The organism is Pseudoalteromonas sp. MMG024 (genome assembly GCF_021654175.1).
Classification (GTDB): Bacteria; Pseudomonadota; Gammaproteobacteria; order Enterobacterales; family Alteromonadaceae; genus Pseudoalteromonas.
Window position 1 is genome coordinate 1 of sequence record NZ_JAKFZO010000039.1, and the last position, 22109, is coordinate 22109.

Consider the following 22109-nt stretch of genomic DNA (forward strand, 5'->3'; position numbering starts at 1 on the left):
TTAGTTAAGCGGCTCTTTTAAAATACGTTTTATGTTTATTGACCTTTTGCCATAAACTCGATTGCATCTTTAATTTCATCATCAGAACAGTTCATACATGTACCGCGAGGAGGCATTGCATTGAAACCATTAATTGCATGCTGCATTAGTACATCCATGCCTTTCGCCATGCGAGTATCCCAGTCAGCTTTTGTCTTTGGCGCGCCTAGAGCACCTGTACCGTGACAACCAAAACAACTTGCTTGATACACTTGTTGGCCAGTACGTGGACCAGTTGGCTCAGCAACAACTGGTTCTGCACCTGCTAAATAAACAGAGCCAACTGGAGCGATACGTTTCTTAATTGCTTCTTCAGTTAACGAGTTATCAAAAGGTGCTGCAACTGCGACAGTTGCACTCATCATTAGTAATGCTGCTGTTAATTTTTTCATTTTTTACTTGCTCACAAATTGAGGTGATCAATCACAATAGACGGAAATTAGCACAATTATAACGTTTGCAGCGAATTTATAAAATGGTTAGTTATGGCTATTTAGTCGTAAAATATGAAAAAGTTGCGCTAGCGCAACTTTTTCTTTTGTTACAGGGTTAGCTCATTTTTACTAATTGTGCGATGGCTTTTTCAATACCGCTCGCCGCTTCGCGAATATTTGTCGCTAACATATAAGCTGGTGTGCTGATTACTTTTGCACTTTCGTCGACAATAATATCGTCTACCGCACAGTTTTGGTGTGCTGCGCCTAATGCGTTAACGCCATTTGCTGTATCTAGGTCATTGCCAATGGTTGCAAGTGTGCCTGCGGCGTACACTTGTGGAATAATTGCCGGTGCAATACAAATATAGGCTGCCGGTTTTTTCGCATCAGCAAATGCACGACACGCATTGGCAACGTCTTCATTGATCTCGCAATCAGCGCCTTTTATTGCGAAATCACACAAATTTTTCGCAGCGCCAAAACCACCAGGTAAAGCCAGTGCATCAAACTCCGAAATGTTGAGCTCTTTAAGATCCTTGATCTCACCTCGAGCGATACGCGCAGATTCGACTAGTACGTTGCGTTTCTCTGGCATTTCCTCGCCAGTGATATGATTAATTACATGGTGTTGATCTATATTGGGTGCGAAACATTGGTAACTTGCACCCTGCAGTTCAATATGTAACAGCGTTAATACTGCCTCATGAATTTCAGCGCCATCAAATACCCCACAGCCACTTAAAATCACTGCTATCTTTTTCATATATCTATTCCATATCTCAAGATTAGTTAAGCATTATATTCTAGCTATAAAGAAACGATGTAAATAAAAAAAAATTATAAGAAGATCGCTAGGATCTTTGATCTTTTATTGGTAGAGTAACTGCCCTGCTAAAGATTAGGATGTTCCTTGCCAAGCTTTAAGGATAAAAATTTTAGCAGTTTCCACATCTTGGAAAATTAATAATAATAACAATACGCTAGTAAATTAGCCTTGTTAACTCATTGTATATTAAACAAAAAATCAGATTCTCCATTTTTTTTTCAAATTCGGGGAAGGCTCTGTTACATCTTTACTAACAAACTTATCCACAGGTTACAACCAATTGGCCTGAGGAATATTTCAACAATTCGTTTACTGCTTGCACTGCACTGATTATTTCTGTTGTTTATATAGCTGAATTCTCGTTTTCTTATCGGGGATATGGCATGCTATCGGCAATTTATGTTTAATCGTTTTAAGGCGAGTGCTAATGGCTCAGATCCCTGAAAATCCGTTAATCTTGGTTGATGGTTCATCATACTTATTCCGTGCTTACCATGCTCCACCACATCTAACTAACTCAAAAGGTGAGGCTACCGGTGCTATCTATGGTGTAATTAATATGCTTAAGAGTTTAGTTAAGCAGTATTCGCCAAGTCATATGGTGGTGATCTTTGATGCTAAAGGTCCAACTTTTCGCAATGATATGTATTCTGAATACAAGGCAAACCGCCCACCGATGCCTGATGATTTGCGCACTCAAATTGAGCCTATTCACAATATTATTAAGGCAATGGGTTTACCGCTTATTAGCATTCCGGGTGTTGAAGCCGATGATGTAATTGGCACATTAGCGAAACGCGCGTCACAACAAAAACGTCATGTACTTATTAGTACAGGCGATAAAGATATGGCGCAGCTAGTTGATGAGCATGTAACACTTATCAACACCATGACTAATACGATTATGGATCCTGCTGGAGTTGTTGATAAATTTGGTATTGGTCCTAAGTTAATCATCGATTATCTCGCATTAATGGGTGATAAAGTCGATAACATTCCAGGTGTACCAGGTGTGGGCGAAAAAACGGCTCTTGCAATGCTGCAAGGACTCGGCTCTATTGATTCACTTTACGATAACTTAGACAAAATCGCAGATCTTGGTTTCCGTGGTTCAAAAACCATGTCGAAGAAACTAGAAGATAATAAAGAACAGCTTCAGCTTTCTTATGAGCTTGCAACGATTAAGTTGGATGTAGAAGTTGAGCAAAACTTGGATTCTTTCGAAGTTGCGGCGCCAAATACTGATGAATTGATCAAGTTTTATGGCGAGTGTGAATTTAAGCGTTGGTTAAGTGAATTACTTGATGGTGACACCGCACCTGCTGCGGAAGTTGAAGTGGCAACTAAACCCGTTGAAACAAATTACGAAACGATATTAACTGAAGCACAGTTAGATTGTTGGGTTGCTAAGCTCCAATCGGCAGATCTTTTCGCATTTGATACTGAAACGACCAGTCTTGATTACATGCAAGCTGATTTAGTCGGTATGAGCTTTGCGGTAACAGAAGCACAAGCAGCTTATTTGCCGCTTAAACATGATTATTTAGGTGCGCCAGCACAACTAAGTCAAGAGCTAGTATTTGCTAAACTTGCGCCAATTTTAGCGGATGAAAATAAAGCGAAAGTAGGGCAAAACCTTAAATACGATAAGAGCGTATTAGCGCGAGCGGGTATTGAACTTAATGGTATTCGTTTTGATACCATGCTTGAGTCTTACGTACTTAATAGTGTTGGTACTCGTCATGATATGGACTCACTTGCGCTAAAATATCTCGGCCATAAAAACATTAGTTTTGAAGAAATTGCAGGTAAAGGCAAAGCGCAACTAACCTTCAATCAAATTGAGCTAGAAAAAGCGGCACCTTATGCTGCGGAAGATGCCGATATAACCTTACGTTTGCATAATACGCTTTGGCCAATGTTAGAAAAAGAGCCTGAGCTAGTGGATGTTTTCAATTCAATCGAATTGCCATTGGTAAATGTGTTATCAGATATGGAACGTACCGGTGTTCATATTGATAGCCAAATGTTGGCACAGCAAAGTGTTGAAATTGCAGCGCGTCTTGAAGAGCTGGAAAAAGAAGCGTATGAGATTGCAGGAGAGGAGTTCAACCTAAGCTCAACCAAGCAATTACAAGGTGTTCTGTTTGAAAAACTTGGCTTACCAGTATTAAAGAAAACACCAAAAGGTGCGCCGTCGACAGCGGAAGAAGTGCTGCAAGAACTTGCGCATGATTACCCGTTGCCTAAATTGATTATTGAGCACCGTGGTTTAGCTAAGCTCAAATCAACGTATACTGATAAATTACCTAAAATGGTAGATGAAGTAACGCAGCGTGTGCATACTTCGTATCATCAAGCGGTTACAGCAACAGGTCGCTTAAGTTCAAGCGATCCTAACTTACAGAATATTCCAATTCGTAATGAAGCAGGTCGCCGAATTCGTCAGGCTTTTGTTGCGGCTCCTGGCAAATTAATAATGGCGGCTGACTACAGTCAAATTGAATTGCGTATTATGGCGCATTTATCGCAAGATAACGGCCTATTAAGTGCATTTGCTGAAGGTAAAGATGTTCACAGCGCAACGGCTGCGGAAGTATTTGGTGTACCACTTGAAACCGTTACATCTGATATGCGTCGTAAAGCTAAGGCTGTAAACTTCGGTCTAATTTACGGCATGAGCGCATTTGGCTTGTCACGACAATTAGATATCCCGCGTAATGAAGCACAACATTATATGGATACTTATTTTGAACGTTTCCCTGGTGTACTTGAGTATATGGAACGCACGCGTGAAGATGCCGCTGAAAAAGGTTACGTGAGTACCTTATTTGGTCGTCGTCTATATTTGCCAGATATTAAAGCGCGTAATGGTGCGCGTCGTAAAGCAGCTGAACGAGCAGCAATTAACGCGCCAATGCAGGGCACTGCTGCAGATATTATTAAGCGCGCAATGATCAATGTAGCTGGTTGGCTGAAAACGCAGTCGTCAGATGATATTGAAATGATCATGCAAGTTCACGATGAATTGGTGTTTGAAATTAACGCAGATAAAGTGGACGAATTTAGCAATAAAATTTGTTCATTAATGAGTGAAGCAGCGCAGTTAGACGTACCACTATTAGTAGAAGCTGATTCAGGTGACAACTGGGAGCAGGCTCACTAGTTTGCGCATCAATTAACAACAATTTTAAGTAGCCAATAATTAATGTTGGCTATTTTTTTATGTTAAATTTAAGTTTGCTGAATTTTAGCGCAGATTGTTACATTTCTTTGCAATTTGTCGCGATATAACTTTATTTTGCAAATCCGCTTTGTTAAAGTGCGCGCCGTCCTATAAGGACATCCTGTTGATGATGTATCTCTTACGGGGTACAGCGTTTTAATAGCTTCTCCCCAGATTGCTATACCCGGTTGGTTTTTACCAACCGGTTTTTTCTCAAACGTTTTATTCTTGCTCGTCTGACTCTGGCGCTACAGCTTCAATTTCACCTAAGTACCAAACATCCAATGTTTTTGCCAATTCCGGTAAACCAATGCCTTTTAACGATGAAAACGCGTGAACAGTAATTTTGTCGCTGAGTTCTTTTAACTCGCGGCGAACTTTTAGCACTTCACTTTTACGCTTACCTTGTTTTAGTTTGTCGGCTTTCGTAAGTAGCGCAAGAATCTCTAAATCACTTTCAACGGCCCAGTTAATAAGGTCCATATCAAGCTCTTTTAATGGATGACGAATATCCATTAAGACCACAATACCTTTTAAACTTTCACGCTTTTGCAGGTATTCACCCAGTGATTTCTGCCACTTCTTTTTCATTTCAAGTGGTACTTTGGCAAAACCATAACCGGGTAAGTCGATGATGCGCATATCTTCACCCAGCGAGAAGGTGTTGATTAGCTGCGTACGACCTGGTGTTTTACTTGTACGCGCAAGTTTTTGATCGGTTAACGTGTTTAGCGCACTTGATTTACCCGCATTAGAACGACCTGCAAACGCAACTTCAACACCCGAGTCAGCAGGCAGTTTAGTGATGTCTGGTGCACTTGTAATAAAGCTCGCTTTTGAATATTGAACCCGTGACTTTAGCAAGGTTAGCTCCTTAAAACGCTATCTTAAGATTAAAGGCGAATCCCTATTTTCAGAGATTTTTGCTACACTGCCTTTAACATATCTTTTATTTCTGGGCGCGTATTTTATACTAACAATAGCCAAATAAGTAATGCTTTGTCTTTTTTAATGGGCCAAATTAACCTTGAGAAAGATCAAAGAAATGCGCCTTTACGGAGTTTTTTAGTAAAAACCCCTATATTTTATATGTTTTATCAAGGCACAAGAGGTGTCAGATAAAATTTAATCGTGTAGAATATGACTACTTTAGCTGGTATTCATTCCTGCTTGTCAGGTTTTAACAGGGTCGAAACAGAGAAATAGCATGAAAAAAATAGCTTTATCTTTAATGATGGTTGCTGGTGCGTTCAGCGTCAATCAAGCTGCTGCTTTTGAGGGCGATATAGAAGCTGGTAAAACAAAAGCTGCGACATGTGTTGCTTGTCACGGTGTAGATGGAAACAAACCTCTTCCTAATCACCCTAAACTTGCAGGTCAGCACGCTCAATACTTATTTAAGCAATTAAAAGAGTTTAAATTAGGTATGACATCAGGCGGTGCAGAAGGTCGTATGGACCCTGTAATGAGTGGTATGGCTATGCCACTATCAGAGCAAGATATGCGCGATATCGCGGCTTACTTTTCAAGTCTTAATATGGAACCAGGTAGCACACCAGAAGAAGTGGTTGAGCTAGGTGGTAAACTATACAAAGCAGGTGATGCGGAACGTGGTATTCCGGCATGTGCAGCATGTCACGGTCCTCGTGGTAACGGTACATCATTAGCGGGCTTCCCGAAAGTATCATTCCAAAATGCTGATTATGTAAAAGCGCAACTTGAGAAATTCCGCTCCGGTGATCGCAATAATGACCTAAATGGTATGATGCGCGATTTAGCGACAAAACTAACAGATAAGGACATTGAACTACTTTCTAAGTACGTTTCAGGTCTTCATTAATAACACTTATTCTTATAAGTGATGAAAAAAGCAGCGCAAGCTGCTTTTTTTATACCTTAGTATGTGAGATATATCTCACATTATTGGTAAGATAATGACTAATGTTAACTGTAAGTTAATTCGCTATTTTGTTTCTAGTTATGGTTTAAGTGTCTGTTTTTTATTGTTAACACGATTTTTAAAGAAATCTTTTTTTATTTATTTTAGTTAAATTAGTTGTAACAAATTTATTAACAAGTAAATTATTCACCTGTCGCAAGGGACAAAAAAATAACAGGGAAAGCAGTAAAATACGGAAGTGCAGCGACAATTATGTGCGTAGGGGAAAGTAACCATAGGTTACATTAATGGACTGCTAAGAAAGCGTCAGGAAGACCGAAAATAAAAAAAGCACGGATGAAAATAATAAAAATACGGATAGTAAAATAATAATAAAATTAGACTCGTTGGTTAAAACAGTCGAAGGGAGAAGTGTCATAAGACACTCAGATTAGTAAGCGGCAGAGATTCTCTGTCGCTTTTTTATTTGTCGCAATAAAATTGCTATGATTACGGCAAATAAATTTCACGTTTAAGCCATGTCTGAATCTTGTCCATTATGTCTGCATTCTAAAAACACCTTTTATAGCGAAGACAAACGCAGAGCTTACTATCAATGTGAGTTATGTCAGTTAGTATTTGTTGCGCGCAGCCAGTTAATTTCACTCGAGCAAGAAAAACTAATCTACGATAGTCATGAAAATGATGTAAATGACACGGGCTATCAGAAATTCCTGAGCCGCGCTTTAGCGCCTTTGCTGCCAGAATTAGCAGAAGCTAGCCAGGGTCTCGATTTTGGTTGTGGACCAGGCCCTGCACTTGCCAAAATGCTCACAGAGAAAGGTCATACTACAGCGCTTTACGATATCTTCTATTATCCAAACACTGAGGTGTTAAATTGTCAGTACGACTTTGTAACCTGTACTGAGGTAATTGAACATTTAGCCAATCCAAACGAAGTATGGACGCAACTACTGAACTTATTAAAGCCAAATGGCGTATTAGTTGTGATGACAAAGCTCGTCATCGACCAAGCCAGATTTAAAAATTGGCATTACAAAAATGATATTACGCATATCAATTTTTTTTCGCGGGCCACGTTTGATTATTTAGCACAGCACCATGGCTTATCACTGACATATTATGGTGATGACGTGATGCTATTTAAACAGTCAGCAATAGTGTAAAATAAGCTTAGTTTTGTAAAAATTTTAGATTTAATTATGACCAGAAAGAAAAAGTCACGCAAAATCGGTACCGGTGGCAACGGAAGCTTCCGCCTTAGCAAAGAGAAACTTGCCGAACTACGCGCTTTGAAAGAGCAGCGTGTTAAAAAGCGTACTGGTAATAAAGCGGGTACGCGCAACGCACAAGATGCTTTAAATGAGCAGCAAGGTGCGGGTAAGCAGCGCAAAGACAGCCGTTTAGGCAGTAAAAAGCCTATTAGTCTTGTGCCTGAAGCAGAGGTTATTCAGCAACAGCCAGAGTTTAAGCGTCATCTACAGCCGCAAGTAGAGTTACGTAAAGTAGGTGAGCCTGAACTAACACCAGAGCAAGAGCTTGAGCAAATTGAAAACGATCAAAAGCTAATGTCGTTACTTGAGCGCCAAAATGCAGGTGAAGTGTTAGTAGGAAAAGACATCAAATACTTAAACGCAAAGGTAGAGCGTCACCAAGCACTTTGCGACTTGTTAGGTATTGAGGATGAAGATGAGTTTGACGACGAAGACATGCTTGACCAGTTTATGTCGAACGATCTTGCCGATGAATGGTTAAGTGATGATGACGAGGAGGAGCTTAAGTAGTGAATGCTATTTGGGTTATCGCCATTATTATTGCCGCTGCTATTGTTGCAGGGTTAGCTTTTTACGCTGGTAAGTTGTTATTCCAACTGAAAGTGCAAAAAGAAAAGCAACAAGCGCAAATTGAAAAGTTAAAAGTTAAAGCGGCTGAACGCAATGCAAAAATTGCCGACAGCATTAACTTGATTGCACGCGCGATGAAAGAGAAGCAGTGTGAGTATTCAGAAGGATGTTTACGTATTTGGGTGTTGATGTCGCAGTATCAATTCTCTGAAACAGTGGATCTTGAAACGGAATACCAGCACGTTTTCAAAATGTACGATGTGGTAAAGGAAATGCCGACCCACGATGCGCGTAAGAAATACAGTAAGAAAGAAGTCTTCCAAATGGATAGCAAGCGTTGGCGTGCTGAAAAAGAGCTTGAAGAAGGCATTTTGGCCGAAGCAGCTAAGCTAGAAGCTTACTTCCCAGCTGATCCGAATACCAAACACGTATTCGCTAATTAGTCAACTTATCTAATCTGTAAATAAAGCCAGCACTCGCTGGCTTTATTGTTTTGGATCAAAGCCGATTTTTAGTTCCTTTTGTACACTTGCTAAACCTTAATATTGTTAGGTTTCAGTCGTGCAAAATTTCGTTGAATGGGATAACTCCCTTATAAAAAAATACAATGTGTCAGGTCCTCGTTATACTTCGTATCCAACGGCGTTGTCGTTTGAGCCTGGCTTTTCTGTTGATTCGGTAACACAGGCGATCGCCAAAAGCGATAATACGCGCTTGTCGCTGTATATCCATGTACCGTTTTGTCACCAGCTTTGCTATTACTGCGGCTGTAATAAAATAATTACTCGCCACCAACACAAAGCAGATGTGTATTTAGACTTTTTAGAGCAAGAAGCAAAAGCACAAGCAACTCTTTATAAAGATTACAAAATCGAGCAGTTACATTTAGGTGGTGGTACACCCACGTTTTTAACAAAAGAACAAATGAGCCGTTTAATGACGATTGTTAAAGCGTATTTTAACTTTTCAGATAAAGTGCAAGCTGGAATTGAAATTGACCCACGCTCTTTACCTGACGATATGCTTAGTCATTTACGCTCGCTTGGTTTTAATCGTGTGTCTTTTGGTATTCAAGATTTTAATGATGATGTGCAAAAGGCTGTAAACCGTGAACAATGTGCTGATAACGTTGCAAACTTGGTAACTGAAGCGCGCGCACTCGGTTTTTCTTCAGTGAATGCCGATATGATTTACGGCTTACCATTGCAAACGCCAGAGAGCTTTCAAGAAAGCATGGCGCGTTTAATCGCCTTGTCGCCTGACCGTGTTTCGGTATTTAACTATGCCCATTTACCTGATCGTTTTGCTGCACAGCGCAAAATTAAAGATGAGCAATTACCTAGCCCAGAGCATAAGCTAACAATGTTTAAAAACACCTTGGCGCAAATGGTTGAGGCTGGATACGTTAATATCGGCATGGATCATTTTGCCAAAAGCACGGATTCGTTGGCGATTGCGCAGCAGCAAGGTAAATTGCACCGTAATTTCCAGGGTTACACCACACACGGTGAGTGCGACTTATTGGGTTTAGGTGCATCCTCTATTTCGCAGGTAGGCGATAGCATTTTCCAAAATCCGAAAGATCTAAAAGATTATTATCAAACCGTAGAAACAGCGGGCGTACCTGTTGTTAAAGGCCTAACGTTAACCACAGATGATAAAATTCGCGCATTTGTGATTAAAGAAATTATTTGTCACTTTAAGTTAAATTTCGCAGATGTTGAGCGCAAGTTTTCGATTAATTTTGAGGATTATTTTGCTGAAGAATTATCAGGGCTTTCGTGTTTTGCTGAAGATGGCATGATCTCATTAAACGATGAACAGCTTGTGGTTGAAAATAAAGGGCGTTTGTTTATTCGTAATATTTGTATGACGTTTGATGCGTACTTAAAACAACAGGCAAAGCTAACACGCTTCTCGCGAGTGATTTAAAAGTTTAACCAATAAAGAAGTCTTGGCCGCCAGAGCAAATAGCAAAGCGGCCTTTTTTTTGCTCTGAGATTTCAGCCCATTGATAAAATACGTTTCGTGACACCTTCGCCAGTACACCATGATGTAAATGCAGGTAAGGCACGTCACCATTTATCTCTAAGGTATGATTTTCACCAAGTACATACTCTCGTGCTAGGTTATCGCAGCAAACAATAAAGTCGTCTTTTTGATACCAATGCGTAATTAGAAAAGGCGCATCTTCTACCTGAATGCGCATTTTCTCAACGGGTGTTTTTAAATAGTAGTGGCCTTGCTCTTTGGTTAGTACTTTTGCAAACAGTTTTACCAAATTAATGCGATTGATTTTACTTGCTTGGAAATACCAATCGCCATTGCGTTTGATAATGATATCAATATCGCCACAACTTTCTGGCTGCCAAGTTTCAAATGGCGCAATACTGGTTTCAATTTGTTGTGTTAATTCTGCAAGGTTCATTTTTGAACAAGACCTGTGTTTGCCGCAAAAATTACTTAGCGAAATGCAATACGAAAGTCACAGGAACAGCTTGCGCGATATTGGGTAAGCCTGCTACTTTTTGCAGTGCCGCTACGCCTGTATCTAGATTAAAGTCACTGGCATTAATCACGACTGGTGTCATTGCGCTGACAAGTAAATCATTTTGACTAGTACGCGCAACAAATACTTCGATTGAAAGTGTTTTTTCAATGCCATTTAGCGACAACGTAGCAGGTACTGAAAATACATGTGTCGGTGCGTTTTTCATTGCGGCAAGTTCTTTGCTTACATCGGCGCTTAACGCTAGTTTTGGAAATGCTTTAGTGTTGAATAGCATGCTTTGCATACGTTCATTGCGAATAGGGATGTTAGTTTCAACAGACGTTAAGTCAATTTCTAGAGATAATTTACCGTCGTCAGCAATCGCGCCAGATAATGTTTTAAAGTGGTGTACTTCACCGATTGTGTCTTTTTTTACCGAGACAAAACTGAGTTTTGAACTGTCGTTTTGTAGTTGCCACGCTGCAAGTGAACTAAAGCTTGTTGCCAGTAAAGCAATTGAAAAAAGTGATTTAAGCATAACGCATACCTAGGTTAGTAATAAAAATAATTGCGATTCTATAGTAACTTAACTATCGCTAAATTCCATTATCTATCTGCGAGCTTAGCGAGTTTTTCGAGTTTTAATCTAAGAGAGTCCGGTGCGTGCTGAGCAACTTCAAGCAGCGATTGCTGTGCACTTTTGGTTAGGCGTTTCTTCTCTTGGCTTTGCTGCTGTTGTTGGTTTGCTTGTAGGCTTTTTGCGCTGCGTGGCGATGTTTGAATTTTAATCTGGCACAATTCAGGCAAACCAAGGCGTCTAAAGTCACTGAGTAAGCTCATTTTCATATAATTTAGGCGCATAGCAACGGCCGCAGATTGGGCGTTTAACACTAAGGTGCCATCTTGATAGTTTGCTATGGTGCATTTTTGTAGCATATTTTGATCAAGTATTTGTTCAAGCAAACTTTGTAATTGCTTGTTTTCTTGATTCTTATTTGAAAACTGCTGCAGCCGATTAGGAAGGTTGGTCAGTACATCCCCTAGCGGTTTAGGTGCAAACCTGTTTTTAGCCATGGTTAGATACCTCTTTTTTATTATTGTATTGGGCAAGAATAGTTACAGCAAGTAAAAAGCTGTAAATAAAGCAGAGCAAAGGGCAAATTAAACTTGGCTCACTGTGATTAAACGAATAAAATATCGCCCTTGAATTTGGCAGTTTTGTCTCAATATATAGAAAAATATAGTTGTATCACACAAGGCTATATTGCTAGTTATCTCAAATAATGCAATTTCACTATTGTTAACGAGCCAGGTTTGGTCGGGTTAACTAGCAATATCGGTGCTCTGCTGATACTGTACGCACAATTAATTTGAAAAGTGGCATGGGTTTTGTCACTAAACTAAGGTTGTAACGGTTTTATCATGATAGCTAACTTACTTACCAAGATATTTGGTAGTCGCAATGATCGAATAATTAAAAACTTACGAAAAACGGTCGCGCAAATTAATGGATTAGAACAGCAATACGAAGGGCTGTCGGATGAAGAACTAAAAGCGAAAACAGCTGAGTTTCGTAAGCGTTATGATAATGGTGAAACCTTAGATTCATTTCTAGCTGAAGCATTTGCAGTTGTACGTGAAGCATCAAAGCGTGTTTATGGTATGCGCCATTTCGATGTACAGCTGATTGGTGGTATGGTTTTACACCAAGGTAAAATCTCTGAAATGCGTACTGGTGAAGGTAAAACCCTTACAGCAACTTTACCAGCATACTTACATGGTTTAACAGGTAAAGGTGTTCACGTTATTACGGTGAATGACTACCTTGCAAAACGTGATGCGGAAACAAACCGCGCACTTTTTGAATTCTTAGGTCTGACTGTTGGTTGCAACGTACCGGGCATGATGCCGCAGCAAAAGAAAGTGGCTTATGCTGCAGACATTACTTACGGTACAAATAACGAGTTCGGTTTTGACTACTTACGTGACAATATGGCGTTTACGCCAGATGAACGTGTACAACGTCCTTTATACTACGCTGTAGTGGATGAGGTTGACTCAATCTTAATCGATGAAGCGCGTACGCCACTGATTATTTCTGGTCCTGCGGAAGATAGCTCTGAACTTTATCAACAAATTGATAAGCTCGTTCCAAGCCTAGAGCAGCAAGAAAAAGAAGATGAAGAAGGCGTTGAAGGTGATGGCGATTTCACGATTGATGAAAAAGCTAAACAAGTACATCTTACAGAGCGTGGCCAAGTACGTGTTGAAGAACTACTTACCGAGTTGGGTTTAATTGATGAAGGTGATTCGCTTTATTCTGCTAATAACATCACATTATTAAGCCACGTATATGCAGCACTTCGTGCGCACAAGCTTTATCAAAAAGACGTTGATTACGTAGTAAAAGATGGCGATGTAATCATTGTTGATGAGCACACTGGCCGTACCATGGAAGGCCGTCGTTGGTCTGAAGGTTTACACCAAGCTGTTGAAGCAAAAGAAGGCGTAAGCATTCAAAACGAAAACCAAACGCTTGCATCAATCACGTTCCAGAATTACTTCCGTTTATACGATGTACTTGCAGGTATGACAGGTACAGCCGATACAGAAGCATTTGAGTTCCAGTCAATTTATGGTTTAGAAACCGTTGTTATTCCAACTAACAAGCCGATGGTACGTGATGATCGCGCGGATTTAGTTTATTTAACACAAGAAGAAAAGTACGAAGCAATTTTAGCGGATATTCGCGACTGCCAAGAGCGTGGTCAGCCTGTGCTTGTGGGTACTATTTCAATCGAAAGCTCTGAGTACTTATCGCAGTTTTTACGCAAAGAGAAAATTAAGCACAACGTACTTAATGCGAAATTCCACCAACAAGAAGCGGAGATTGTTGCCAATGCAGGTCTTGCAGGTGCAGTAACCATTGCTACTAACATGGCGGGTCGTGGTACCGATATCGTGTTAGGTGGTAACTGGAAGCTGGAAGTTGAAAAACTTGAAAACCCATCTGATGAGCAGATTGCAAAGATTAAAGAAGAGTGGCAAAAACGCCATGATGCAGTTTTAGAAGCAGGCGGTTTACACATTATCGCTACTGAGCGTCATGAATCACGTCGTATTGATAACCAGTTACGTGGTCGTTCTGGTCGTCAAGGTGATGCGGGTTCGAGCCGTTTCTACCTATCAATGGAAGATGCGCTTATGCGTATTTTCGCTGGCGAACGCATGATGAACATGATGCGTAAACTCGGTATGCAACGTGGTGAAGCAATTGAGCACCCGTGGGTAAACCGTGCAATTGAAAATGCACAGCGTAAAGTTGAAGCGCGTAACTTTGATATTCGTAAGCAACTACTTGAGTACGATGATGTAGCAAACGATCAACGTCGTGTAGTTTATACGCAGCGTAATGAATTGCTTGAAGAAGGCGATATTTCAGAAACAATCACAGCAATTCGCTCGGATGTATTAAACAGTATTATCGATCAGTACATTCCACCACAATCACTTGCTGATATGTGGGATATTGCTGGCTTAGAAGATCGCTTACGTGCAGATTTCTTAGTTGAAATGCCGATTCAACAATGGCTTGATGAAGACAATAAACTTTACGAAGAAAAACTTCGTGAGCGTATTGAAGAAGGTGTTACAGCGGCTTACAAACATAAAGAAGATCAAGTGGGTGCAGATGTACTTCGCCACTTCGAAAAAGCTATTATGTTACAAACGCTTGACCAACATTGGAAAGATCACCTTGCTGCAATGGATCACTTACGTCAAGGTATCGGTCTGCGTGGTTATGCACAGAAGAATCCAAAGCAAGAGTACAAGCGTGAATCATTCGAGTTGTTCTCTGACATGTTAGAAGCATTGAAAGTGGAAGTGGTTAGTATTCTTGCAAAAGTACAAGTACGTGCTGAAGAAGATGTTGAAGCGGTAGAAGAGCGCCGTCGTCAGCAAGCAGAAAATACGCCAAAGCAATATCAACATGAAGAAGCTGAGCACGTAGGTGGTGAAACACCTGAAGGTGCAGCGGTAACTGTGCGCAATGATGCAAAAGTTGGCCGTAACGAACCATGTCCATGTGGTTCAGGTAAAAAATACAAACAGTGTCACGGTAAATTAAGCTAATAAAGCCAGACTCTGTTAAAAAAGCGACACTTAGATGTCGCTTTTTTTATGATTAAAGTGAGTGAAAAATGAAAAAACAAGTACATGTTGCAGTTGGTATAATCAAAAAAGCTAACTTAATATTTATTGCAAAGCGTCACGATGAACAACATCAAGGCGGAAAATGGGAATTCCCAGGTGGTAAAGTAGAAGAGGGTGAAACAGTAACGCAAGCACTGGCAAGAGAATTAAAAGAAGAAATCGGCATTGAGGTAAAATCTTCAACGCCATTTTTAGAAATTCACCACGACTACCCAGATAAATCAGTGCACCTTGATATTCACTTAGTAGAAGAGTTTGATGGGCAAGCGAGACACCTTGAAGGGCAAGATCACAAATGGGTGGCTATTAGTGACTTAAATAATTACGAATTCCCAGCTGCCAATGTAGTGATTATCGAAAAGCTGCAATCAAACTAGTCCCCAACTTGGTAGCAAAGCATGTACGGCTTTGCTACTAACCTGCATTTTATCTACAGATCTTCTCTCTTTACCTCGAATTATTGTTTCCTGTTCAGAAAAAGCGCTATGTTAGCTATAACCAGAACAACAGGATAATAATAATGAAATGGCTTAAACCCTCTTTACTGATTATCAGTTTGGCAATTCCTTCAATCGCCAGTGCTTACGATCGCATTACAGGTGAAATGTTTGCCAGTCGCTCAGAAGTCTTTGCTGAAAATGGTATGGCTGCAACGTCACAACCGTTAGCAACGCAAGTTGCACTCGATATTTTAAAAAAAGGGGGCAGTGCTGTGGATGCCGCGATTGCTGCAAATGCAGTATTGGGATTAGTTGAGCCAACAGGTTGCGGTATTGGTGGTGATTTATATGCCATTGTGTGGCAACAAAAAGAGCAAAAACTGCATGGACTCAATGCATCTGGGCGTTCACCAGCATCGTTAACGCTAGATACATTAAAAGCACAGGGCGACAAAATCCCAAGTTATGGTCCTTTGCCGGTTTCGGTGCCAGGTGCTGTCGACGGTTGGTTTGAATTGCACAATAAATTTGGCAAATTGCCAATGGCTGAGTTATTAGCCCCTGCAATCCACTATGCCGAAAATGGCTTTCCAGTATCAGAGTTAATTGCTTACTACCTCAATAAAAGTGTTTCTGTTCGTGGAAAATATCCGGGCTTTAAAGAAGTCTTTATGCCAAACGGTCATATGCCAAAAAAAGGTGAAATCTTTAAAAACCCTGCACTTGCAAAAACTTACCGAAAAATAGCAAAAGGCGGTCGTGATGCATTCTATAAAGGTGATATCGCAAAAGAAATCGACCGTTATATGAAAGTTAATGGTGGTTATTTGAGTTATCACGATTTAGCATCGCATAAAAGTAACTGGGTAGAGCCAGTAAGTACTAACTATCGTGGTTATGATTTATGGGAGCTGCCACCCAATGGCCAAGGCATTGCTGCACTGCAAATTTTAAATATTCTTGAGGACTATGATATTGCAAGTATGGGTTTTGATAGCCCTGAGTATGTTCACACTTTTGTGGAGGCTAAAAAATTAGCTTTTGCTGATCGAGCTAAATACTACGCTGACTCATCATTTAACAACATTCCTGTTAAACAGCTTATTAGCAAAGAATATGCAGCAAAGCGTCGTAAGCTTATTGATGCAAATAAAGCGAGCAAGCGAGTGGATGCGGGGCCAGTTGAAGGCGATACCATTTACCTCACCACGGCTGATAAAGATGGCAACATGGTGTCACTTATTCAAAGTAACTATCGTGGTATGGGATCAGGCATGACACCAGAAAAGTTAGGGTTCGTTTTGCAAAATCGTGGTGAGCTATTTACCCTAGAAGATGACCACTTTAACGTTTATGCACCTAAAAAGCGTCCTTTCCATACTATTATTCCGGCATTTGTGACAAAAGATGGTAAACCGTATATCAGCTTTGGTGTGATGGGTGGAGCAACACAACCGCAAATGCATGCCCAAATTCTAATTAATATGATTGATTTTGGTATGAACCTGCAAGAAGCTGGTGATGCACCGCGAATTTTACATACTGGTTCGTCACAGCCAACTGGCGAAGTTATGACAAATGGTGGCTATGTCAGCTTGGAAGCAGGGTTTTCGGAAAAAACAAAACGCGAGCTTGTGAAAAAAGGCCACACCCTTCAACATGCCGTAGGTCCTTACGGTGGTTATCAAGCCATTATGAAGCAGCTTTCAAATGGTGTTTATGTGGGCGCGTCGGAAACACGTAAGGACGGAATGGCAGCTGGCTATTAATCTTTTCAAGATGTTAGAGGTATCTTATGATGCCTCTAACATCCTGATTTTTAATTGTTTCAGATAAAATTAAGGTTTTTTTTAAACTGTTTTGATAGCGCTGTCATTAAATAGTCATTATGATTCCTAATAACAAAAACTAAAATTAACGCTTTCGCTGTCTAATGTTAGAAAGCGCACAATAAACAAGTAAAGGAAGTCTTATGCATTTGAGAAAAACCATACTTGCTACAGCTTTATTAGCAACGCCTCTGTTTGCTAATGCCAAGCTATCGCAATCCGACATTAAACAATTTGCAGCCCAAGCGGATCTTAAATTTGGTGTCGTTGATAACTTTCATGATAATGACGGTGGCTACATTGGAAAAATCCAACTTAAAAACACCTCAAAAGTCGCTTTACCAAAAGGCGAAAGTAATTGGCAGCTGTATTTTCACAGTATTCGTAAAGTAAAAACCTCTGAAGTAAAAGGCATCGCTATTGAGCATGTGAATGGTGATTTGCATCGTTTAGTGCCAACTAAAGCATTTGCCGGTCTAGCTGTAGGTGAAACATTAGCGCTTGAGTATGAAGCTGCAGCTTATATTGTGTCTTATTCTGATGTGATGCCACGTGCGTTTATCGCGTTAGACAATAAAGACGCAGAAGTATTTGCTAGTACAGATACTGAAGACCTAAAACAGTTTGTACTGCCAATAGTTGAAGAGCGTCAACTAAAGAAATTTAATACACCAAAAGATTTAAGTGTGATTGCTGATGCACAGAATCGTCATGCACTTAATATCAAAAACGAAAAATATACACCAAGCCAAGAAGATGCATTAAAGCGTATTATTCCTAAGCCGCTTGATGTTGATTTCTCTCGTGGCGAAGTAACGCTTTCGTCAGATTGGGTTGTGAGCTATCAAGGTAGTTTAAAGCAAGAAGTAACAGTACTGCTTGATGATTTATCAAAACTATATGGTCTTAAATTAGAAGCGAATGCTGATCATATCTCAGTAGGTAAAAAGCCGCATTTATCTTTAAAAGTAGATAGTTCAATTCAAAACGGTGACGCCGAAAGCTATCAGTTAAAAATTGATAAAAACAAAATTACAGTTGTTGGTAGTGATAATGCCGGTGTGTTTTATGGCTTGCAGTCATTATTAGCACTGTTCCCAGCAGACGCTAACGGCAGCGTTGAATTACCACGAGTAGAAATTAAAGATTCACCACGCTTTAGTTACCGCGGTATGCATTATGACAATGCACGTAACTTCCATGGTAAAGATGCAATGTTTAAGCTGGTTGAGCAAATGGCAAAATATAAGCTCAATACATTACATTGGCACTTTTCTGATGATGAAGGTTGGCGTTTAGAAATCCCATCGTTACCTGAGCTTGCAGAAATTGGTGGTGTGCGTTGCTTTGATTTATCTGAAGATTCTTGCTTACTGACTCAGTTAGGTACAGGCCCACATAAAGATGGTTCAGGTAATGGTTATTTAACAAAAGATGATTTTGTTGAATTATTAAAATTTGCCGCTGAACGTCATATTAAGATCATTCCTGAGGTAGAGTCGCCAGGTCACGCGCGTGCATCGATTAAAGCGATGGAAGCGCGCTACCGTAAATTGATGAAAGCAGGCGACGAAGTGGGCGCGAAAGCATACTTACTGAGTGACCCTGAAGATAAGTCAAAATACATTACAGTTCAGAATTACACCGATAACTCTATTAATGCGTGTATGGACTCAAGTTATAACTTTATGGAGAAAGTGACGTACGAGCTTCAACAAATGTATCGTGAAGCGGGTGTACGTTTAGAAAACCTGCATTTTGGTGGTGATGAAGTGGGGGCTGGTTCTTGGACTAATTCACCTGCATGTCAAAAAATGTTTGAAGCGGCTGGTAATGGTGTTGCAGGTCCTGCCGATCTGAAGCCTTACTTTACTCAACGCGTAGCAAAAATGCTTGCTAAACGTGGTATTGCTCCGGGTGCATGGGAAGATGGCTTAATGTATGACCGCGTGAATACATTTAACCGTGAAGAATTCCCGAATCCAGTATTTACAGCCAATGCTTGGGATAACATTTGGGAGTGGGGTGTAGCAGATCGTGCTTACCGTTTAGCAAACAATGACTATCAAGTTGTTTTATCGCATGGCACACATCTTTACTTTGACCACCCGTATGAAGCTCATCCAGAAGAACGTGGCTATTATTGGGCAACGCGCTTTATCAGTAATGAAAAAGCATTTGGTTATATGCCAGACAATGTATATGCAAATGCTGACTTTACCCGCACCGGTGAAGTGATCAAAAACCTAGAAGATTTAGTTGGTCGTCCGCTACCACAGCTTGAAAAGCCTGAAAACATTTTAGGTATGCAAGGTCAGGTATGGTCTGAAACTATCCGTACTGAAGATCAAGTACTGGCTATGTTGTTCCCACGCGTGTTAGCAGTAGCTGAACGCGCATGGTATGAAGCGCCATGGGAAGGTGAAAAGCCAGATGCACAAAAGCGTGCAAAAGATTGGATGACTTTCTCAGCGGCACTTGGCACGAAAGAACTAGCAAAATTAGCCAAGTCTGGTGTTAAAGCAAATCTTGATGTGCCAGGCGGTGAAGTCAAGAAGGGTACTCTAACGACCAGTGTTGCAACAGCTTACTTAGATGTTGAATACAGTGTTGACCAAGGAAAATCATGGCAAACATACCAACAACCAGTTAACGTAGGTGATACACAAGTGTGGTTAAGAAGTTCATTAAATGACCAAGTTAAGAGTCGTATAACCACAATTAATTAACTAATTGTTATTAAAACTAAAGGGAGCATTTGCTCCCTTTTTGTTCTAATTAATTCAAAATTCAAACTGGCAATATTTATTCAATTGCATTAAAGTAAAATGACAGCGCTATCATTTTTGTGGCTTAGGGGAAGCGCTAACCTCCATAAATTGCCGTATTCAAAGTGATTAGCGTTAATAATAAAACTAAGAAATAAACTGATTGCGTTAACTATTTATATAGTGCGTCTGAAAGATGAGGCTACTTAACGCAAATGGTATTTTCATAGCGTAAAGCTATGACATAAGATTAACTGCAACAAGAAGAAGTTTATGGAAGCAACAGTGGAAAACGAACAAAATTCCCAGCAAAGCATCATTTTACCAATGGTACTAGCTGGCTCTATGTTTTTTATACTAGGTTGTATTACCTGGTTAAACGGTGCAATAACACCTTTCTTACAACAAATGCTTGAGCTGTCGCCGCTGCAAGCTTCATTTATCATTTCATCTTTCTATATTGCAGTAACCATTGCGGGTATTCCATCGGCAATGTTAATTAAGAAAGTGGGCTATAAGAATGGCATGGCAATTGGCTGTGCGATTATGGCGAGTTCTGCGCTGTTGTATATTCCAGCAGCGAAATTGCAAATGATTGAAATTTTCTTATTTGCTCAACTGCTCATTGGTGTCGGTCAAACTGTATTACAAACGGCAGTTAACCCTTATGTTGTTAAAATGGGGTCAGAAAAGTCAGCAGCTGTACGTGTTTGTATCATGGGTTTACTAAATAAGTTTGCAGGTGTTGTTGTTCCTATTGTATTCGCTATGGTAACGGTTGCAGCAGTAGCAGGTGAAGGGGAAGTACTTTCACAAGCGCAAAAAGATGCAATGGCGAATAGCTTAGTCGCACCTTATATAGCTATCGCAGGATTAATCTTCGCGTTTGCTGCATTCGCAAAATTCTCACCACTTCCTGATTTAGTATTTGAAGATGAAAACCCAAATGCAAAAGGTGAAGTACGTGAAGCGCTCAGCCACCCTCACTTAGTATTAGGTGTCATTGGTATTGCACTTTATGTAGCAGTAGAAGTAATTGCTGCAGATACCATTGGTTCATACGCACTCGCGATTGGCGTAGCTGATTATTCAATGATGACATCGTACACCATGGCATGCATGTTAGTGGGCTACGCAATTGGTATTGCGCTTATTCCTAAATACATGTCTCAACAAAATGCATTGGTGATGTCTGGTATCGCAGGTTTAATTACCGTTGCCGCTGTTGTATTTGGAAGTAACGAATCTACCGCTATCTCAAATGTGCTACTTGTGCCATTTGGTGGTCCTGAATTACCAGACCCATTAGTGTGTATCGCATTACTTGGTTTTGCTAATGCAATGGTGTGGCCTGCAATCTGGCCGCTGGCATTAAGTGGTTTAGGCCGTTTAACAGGTACAGCATCAGGTTTACTTATTATGGGTATTGCTGGTGGCGCATTAGGTCCGTTACTAATCGGTTTAGGTAACGTAGCGGGTTTAGGTGCTCAAGGTGCATACGCATTAATGGTGCCTAGCTATCTATACATTCTATTCTACGCATTAAAAGGTCATAAAATGCGTAGTTGGTAATAACCACTTTTTAATTAGTATTACACTCCCGTAAAACGCCAAACCTAAGTTTGGCGTTTTTTTATGCGCAAATGTAGCTCCTAAGTTAACGAAATAGTGCTTTTGAATGTTAAATAGTCAAACGATCAAAAAAGATCGTTTTTTTATAAAAAAGGGGTTGATCTGATTTTCGATCTGCCTATAATGCGCATCCACCGACACAGAGCACAGCAACAACAAACGCTGAGTTAAGTGAAGGAAAGTCAAACGGAAAGTTACTTTGAAAAATAATTAATTTTCTAGTTGACTTTAAAAGTGAAGCGGTTAATATAGCGCTCCACTTCGCAGCAAGAGATGCTGCACTGTTCTTTAAAAATTTAAGCAATCATCTGTGTGGGCACTCGTACAGATTAAGTTCTAACATACGCTTTTAAAGCGTAACAAAATTTAGACTTAATTGAACTGAGTGACCAACGGAAATAAACATAGTTTATTTCAGCACAGTCAATTCGTTCTTCTCTTTATTTATAGAGAGTAAGAGTA

17 protein-coding genes are annotated in these 22109 nt (G+C 40.2%); 11 read left to right on the plus strand and 6 right to left on the minus strand.

Going from position 1 to position 22109, the window contains the following annotated elements:
- Window positions 1–35: 35 nt before the first annotated feature.
- Window positions 36–431, minus strand: a complete 396-nt coding sequence (locus L1068_RS21415; protein WP_010561642.1) for a cytochrome c5 family protein — start codon at window positions 429–431, stop codon at window positions 36–38.
- A 157-nt stretch (window positions 432–588) separates the two neighbouring features.
- Window positions 589–1239: an isoprenoid biosynthesis glyoxalase ElbB gene (gene elbB, locus L1068_RS21420; RefSeq protein WP_237131896.1), complete on the minus strand. Its 651-nt coding sequence runs from the start codon at window positions 1237–1239 to the stop codon at window positions 589–591.
- 490 nt (window positions 1240–1729) lie between these two features.
- Between elbB and polA the strand changes: the two genes are divergently transcribed.
- Window positions 1730–4468, plus strand: a complete 2739-nt coding sequence (gene polA, locus L1068_RS21425) for a DNA polymerase I (RefSeq protein ID WP_237131897.1) — start codon at window positions 1730–1732, stop codon at window positions 4466–4468.
- A 282-nt stretch (window positions 4469–4750) separates the two neighbouring features.
- Here polA and yihA read toward each other — a convergent pair whose 3' ends face one another.
- Window positions 4751–5392: a ribosome biogenesis GTP-binding protein YihA/YsxC gene (yihA, locus tag L1068_RS21430; RefSeq protein WP_237131898.1), complete on the minus strand. Its 642-nt coding sequence runs from the start codon at window positions 5390–5392 to the stop codon at window positions 4751–4753.
- 343 nt (window positions 5393–5735) lie between these two features.
- Between yihA and L1068_RS21435 the strand changes: the two genes are divergently transcribed.
- The 5 genes from L1068_RS21435 to hemN all read left to right on the plus strand — a co-directional run bounded on the left by L1068_RS21435 (window position 5736) and on the right by hemN (window position 10204).
- Window positions 5736–6368 (plus strand): c-type cytochrome, encoded by a 633-nt coding sequence (locus L1068_RS21435; RefSeq protein ID WP_054978105.1) that lies wholly within the window; start codon window positions 5736–5738, stop codon window positions 6366–6368.
- 578 nt (window positions 6369–6946) lie between these two features.
- A complete protein-coding gene (locus L1068_RS21440) occupies window positions 6947–7594 on the plus strand; it encodes a class I SAM-dependent methyltransferase (protein WP_237131899.1) in 648 nt (215 codons plus the stop codon).
- Between the two features lie 36 nt (window positions 7595–7630).
- Window positions 7631–8212, plus strand: a complete 582-nt coding sequence (gene yihI / locus L1068_RS21445) for a Der GTPase-activating protein YihI (protein ID WP_237131900.1) — start codon at window positions 7631–7633, stop codon at window positions 8210–8212.
- The gene (locus L1068_RS21450; RefSeq protein ID WP_010561649.1) at window positions 8212–8715 is read left to right on the plus strand and encodes a DUF2489 domain-containing protein; all 504 of its coding nucleotides are present in this window, start codon (window positions 8212–8214) and stop codon (window positions 8713–8715) included. The genes yihI and L1068_RS21450 overlap by 1 nt, the downstream gene beginning before the upstream one ends.
- Before the next feature lie 118 nt (window positions 8716–8833).
- A complete protein-coding gene (gene hemN, locus L1068_RS21455; RefSeq protein ID WP_237131901.1) occupies window positions 8834–10204 on the plus strand; it encodes an oxygen-independent coproporphyrinogen III oxidase in 1371 nt (456 codons plus the stop codon).
- A gap of 4 nt (window positions 10205–10208) precedes the next feature.
- Here hemN and L1068_RS21460 read toward each other — a convergent pair whose 3' ends face one another.
- From L1068_RS21460 to L1068_RS21470, 3 genes are all read right to left on the minus strand, one after another.
- The gene (locus L1068_RS21460; protein ID WP_237131902.1) at window positions 10209–10700 is read right to left on the minus strand and encodes a DUF1285 domain-containing protein; all 492 of its coding nucleotides are present in this window, start codon (window positions 10698–10700) and stop codon (window positions 10209–10211) included.
- 31 nt (window positions 10701–10731) lie between these two features.
- Complete coding sequence (locus L1068_RS21465; RefSeq protein WP_237131903.1) at window positions 10732–11301, minus strand: YceI family protein; 570 nt, start codon at window positions 11299–11301, stop codon at window positions 10732–10734.
- 68 nt (window positions 11302–11369) lie between these two features.
- Complete coding sequence (locus L1068_RS21470; protein WP_237131904.1) at window positions 11370–11837, minus strand: DciA family protein; 468 nt, start codon at window positions 11835–11837, stop codon at window positions 11370–11372.
- A gap of 348 nt (window positions 11838–12185) precedes the next feature.
- Between L1068_RS21470 and secA the strand changes: the two genes are divergently transcribed.
- From secA to L1068_RS21495, 5 genes are all read left to right on the plus strand, one after another.
- On the plus strand, window positions 12186–14897 hold the full coding sequence (secA, locus tag L1068_RS21475) for a preprotein translocase subunit SecA (RefSeq protein WP_237131905.1): 2712 nt from the start codon (window positions 12186–12188) through the stop codon (window positions 14895–14897).
- A 68-nt stretch (window positions 14898–14965) separates the two neighbouring features.
- Window positions 14966–15355 carry an 8-oxo-dGTP diphosphatase MutT gene (gene mutT, locus L1068_RS21480; RefSeq protein ID WP_237131906.1) on the plus strand — a complete coding sequence of 130 codons (390 nt, stop codon included), beginning with the start codon at window positions 14966–14968 and terminating at the stop codon, window positions 15353–15355.
- A 140-nt stretch (window positions 15356–15495) separates the two neighbouring features.
- The gene (ggt, locus tag L1068_RS21485; protein WP_237131908.1) at window positions 15496–17187 is read left to right on the plus strand and encodes a gamma-glutamyltransferase; all 1692 of its coding nucleotides are present in this window, start codon (window positions 15496–15498) and stop codon (window positions 17185–17187) included.
- Between the two features lie 203 nt (window positions 17188–17390).
- Window positions 17391–19976 (plus strand): family 20 glycosylhydrolase, encoded by a 2586-nt coding sequence (locus L1068_RS21490; protein WP_237131907.1) that lies wholly within the window; start codon window positions 17391–17393, stop codon window positions 19974–19976.
- 312 nt (window positions 19977–20288) lie between these two features.
- On the plus strand, window positions 20289–21587 hold the full coding sequence (locus L1068_RS21495; protein WP_100914221.1) for an MFS transporter: 1299 nt from the start codon (window positions 20289–20291) through the stop codon (window positions 21585–21587).
- The last annotated feature ends 522 nt before the right edge of the window (window positions 21588–22109 follow it).

What these genes read in the sequence shown, in the direction of transcription:
- L1068_RS21415 (WP_010561642.1), bottom strand. Translation starts at nt 431, where the DNA reads ATGAAAAAATTAACAGCAGCATTACTAATGATGAGTGCAACTGTCGCA.
- elbB (WP_237131896.1), bottom strand. Translation starts at nt 1,239, where the DNA reads ATGAAAAAGATAGCAGTGATTTTAAGTGGCTGTGGGGTATTTGATGGC.
- polA (WP_237131897.1), top strand. Translation starts at nt 1,730, where the DNA reads ATGGCTCAGATCCCTGAAAATCCGTTAATCTTGGTTGATGGTTCATCA.
- L1068_RS21435 (WP_054978105.1), top strand. Translation starts at nt 5,736, where the DNA reads ATGAAAAAAATAGCTTTATCTTTAATGATGGTTGCTGGTGCGTTCAGC.
- L1068_RS21440 (WP_237131899.1), top strand. Translation starts at nt 6,947, where the DNA reads ATGTCTGAATCTTGTCCATTATGTCTGCATTCTAAAAACACCTTTTAT.
- yihI (WP_237131900.1), top strand. Translation starts at nt 7,631, where the DNA reads ATGACCAGAAAGAAAAAGTCACGCAAAATCGGTACCGGTGGCAACGGA.
- L1068_RS21460 (WP_237131902.1), bottom strand. Translation starts at nt 10,700, where the DNA reads ATGAACCTTGCAGAATTAACACAACAAATTGAAACCAGTATTGCGCCA.
- L1068_RS21465 (WP_237131903.1), bottom strand. Translation starts at nt 11,301, where the DNA reads ATGCTTAAATCACTTTTTTCAATTGCTTTACTGGCAACAAGCTTTAGT.
- L1068_RS21470 (WP_237131904.1), bottom strand. Translation starts at nt 11,837, where the DNA reads ATGGCTAAAAACAGGTTTGCACCTAAACCGCTAGGGGATGTACTGACC.
- secA (WP_237131905.1), top strand. Translation starts at nt 12,186, where the DNA reads ATGATAGCTAACTTACTTACCAAGATATTTGGTAGTCGCAATGATCGA.
- mutT (WP_237131906.1), top strand. Translation starts at nt 14,966, where the DNA reads ATGAAAAAACAAGTACATGTTGCAGTTGGTATAATCAAAAAAGCTAAC.
- L1068_RS21490 (WP_237131907.1), top strand. Translation starts at nt 17,391, where the DNA reads ATGCATTTGAGAAAAACCATACTTGCTACAGCTTTATTAGCAACGCCT.
- L1068_RS21495 (WP_100914221.1), top strand. Translation starts at nt 20,289, where the DNA reads ATGGAAGCAACAGTGGAAAACGAACAAAATTCCCAGCAAAGCATCATT.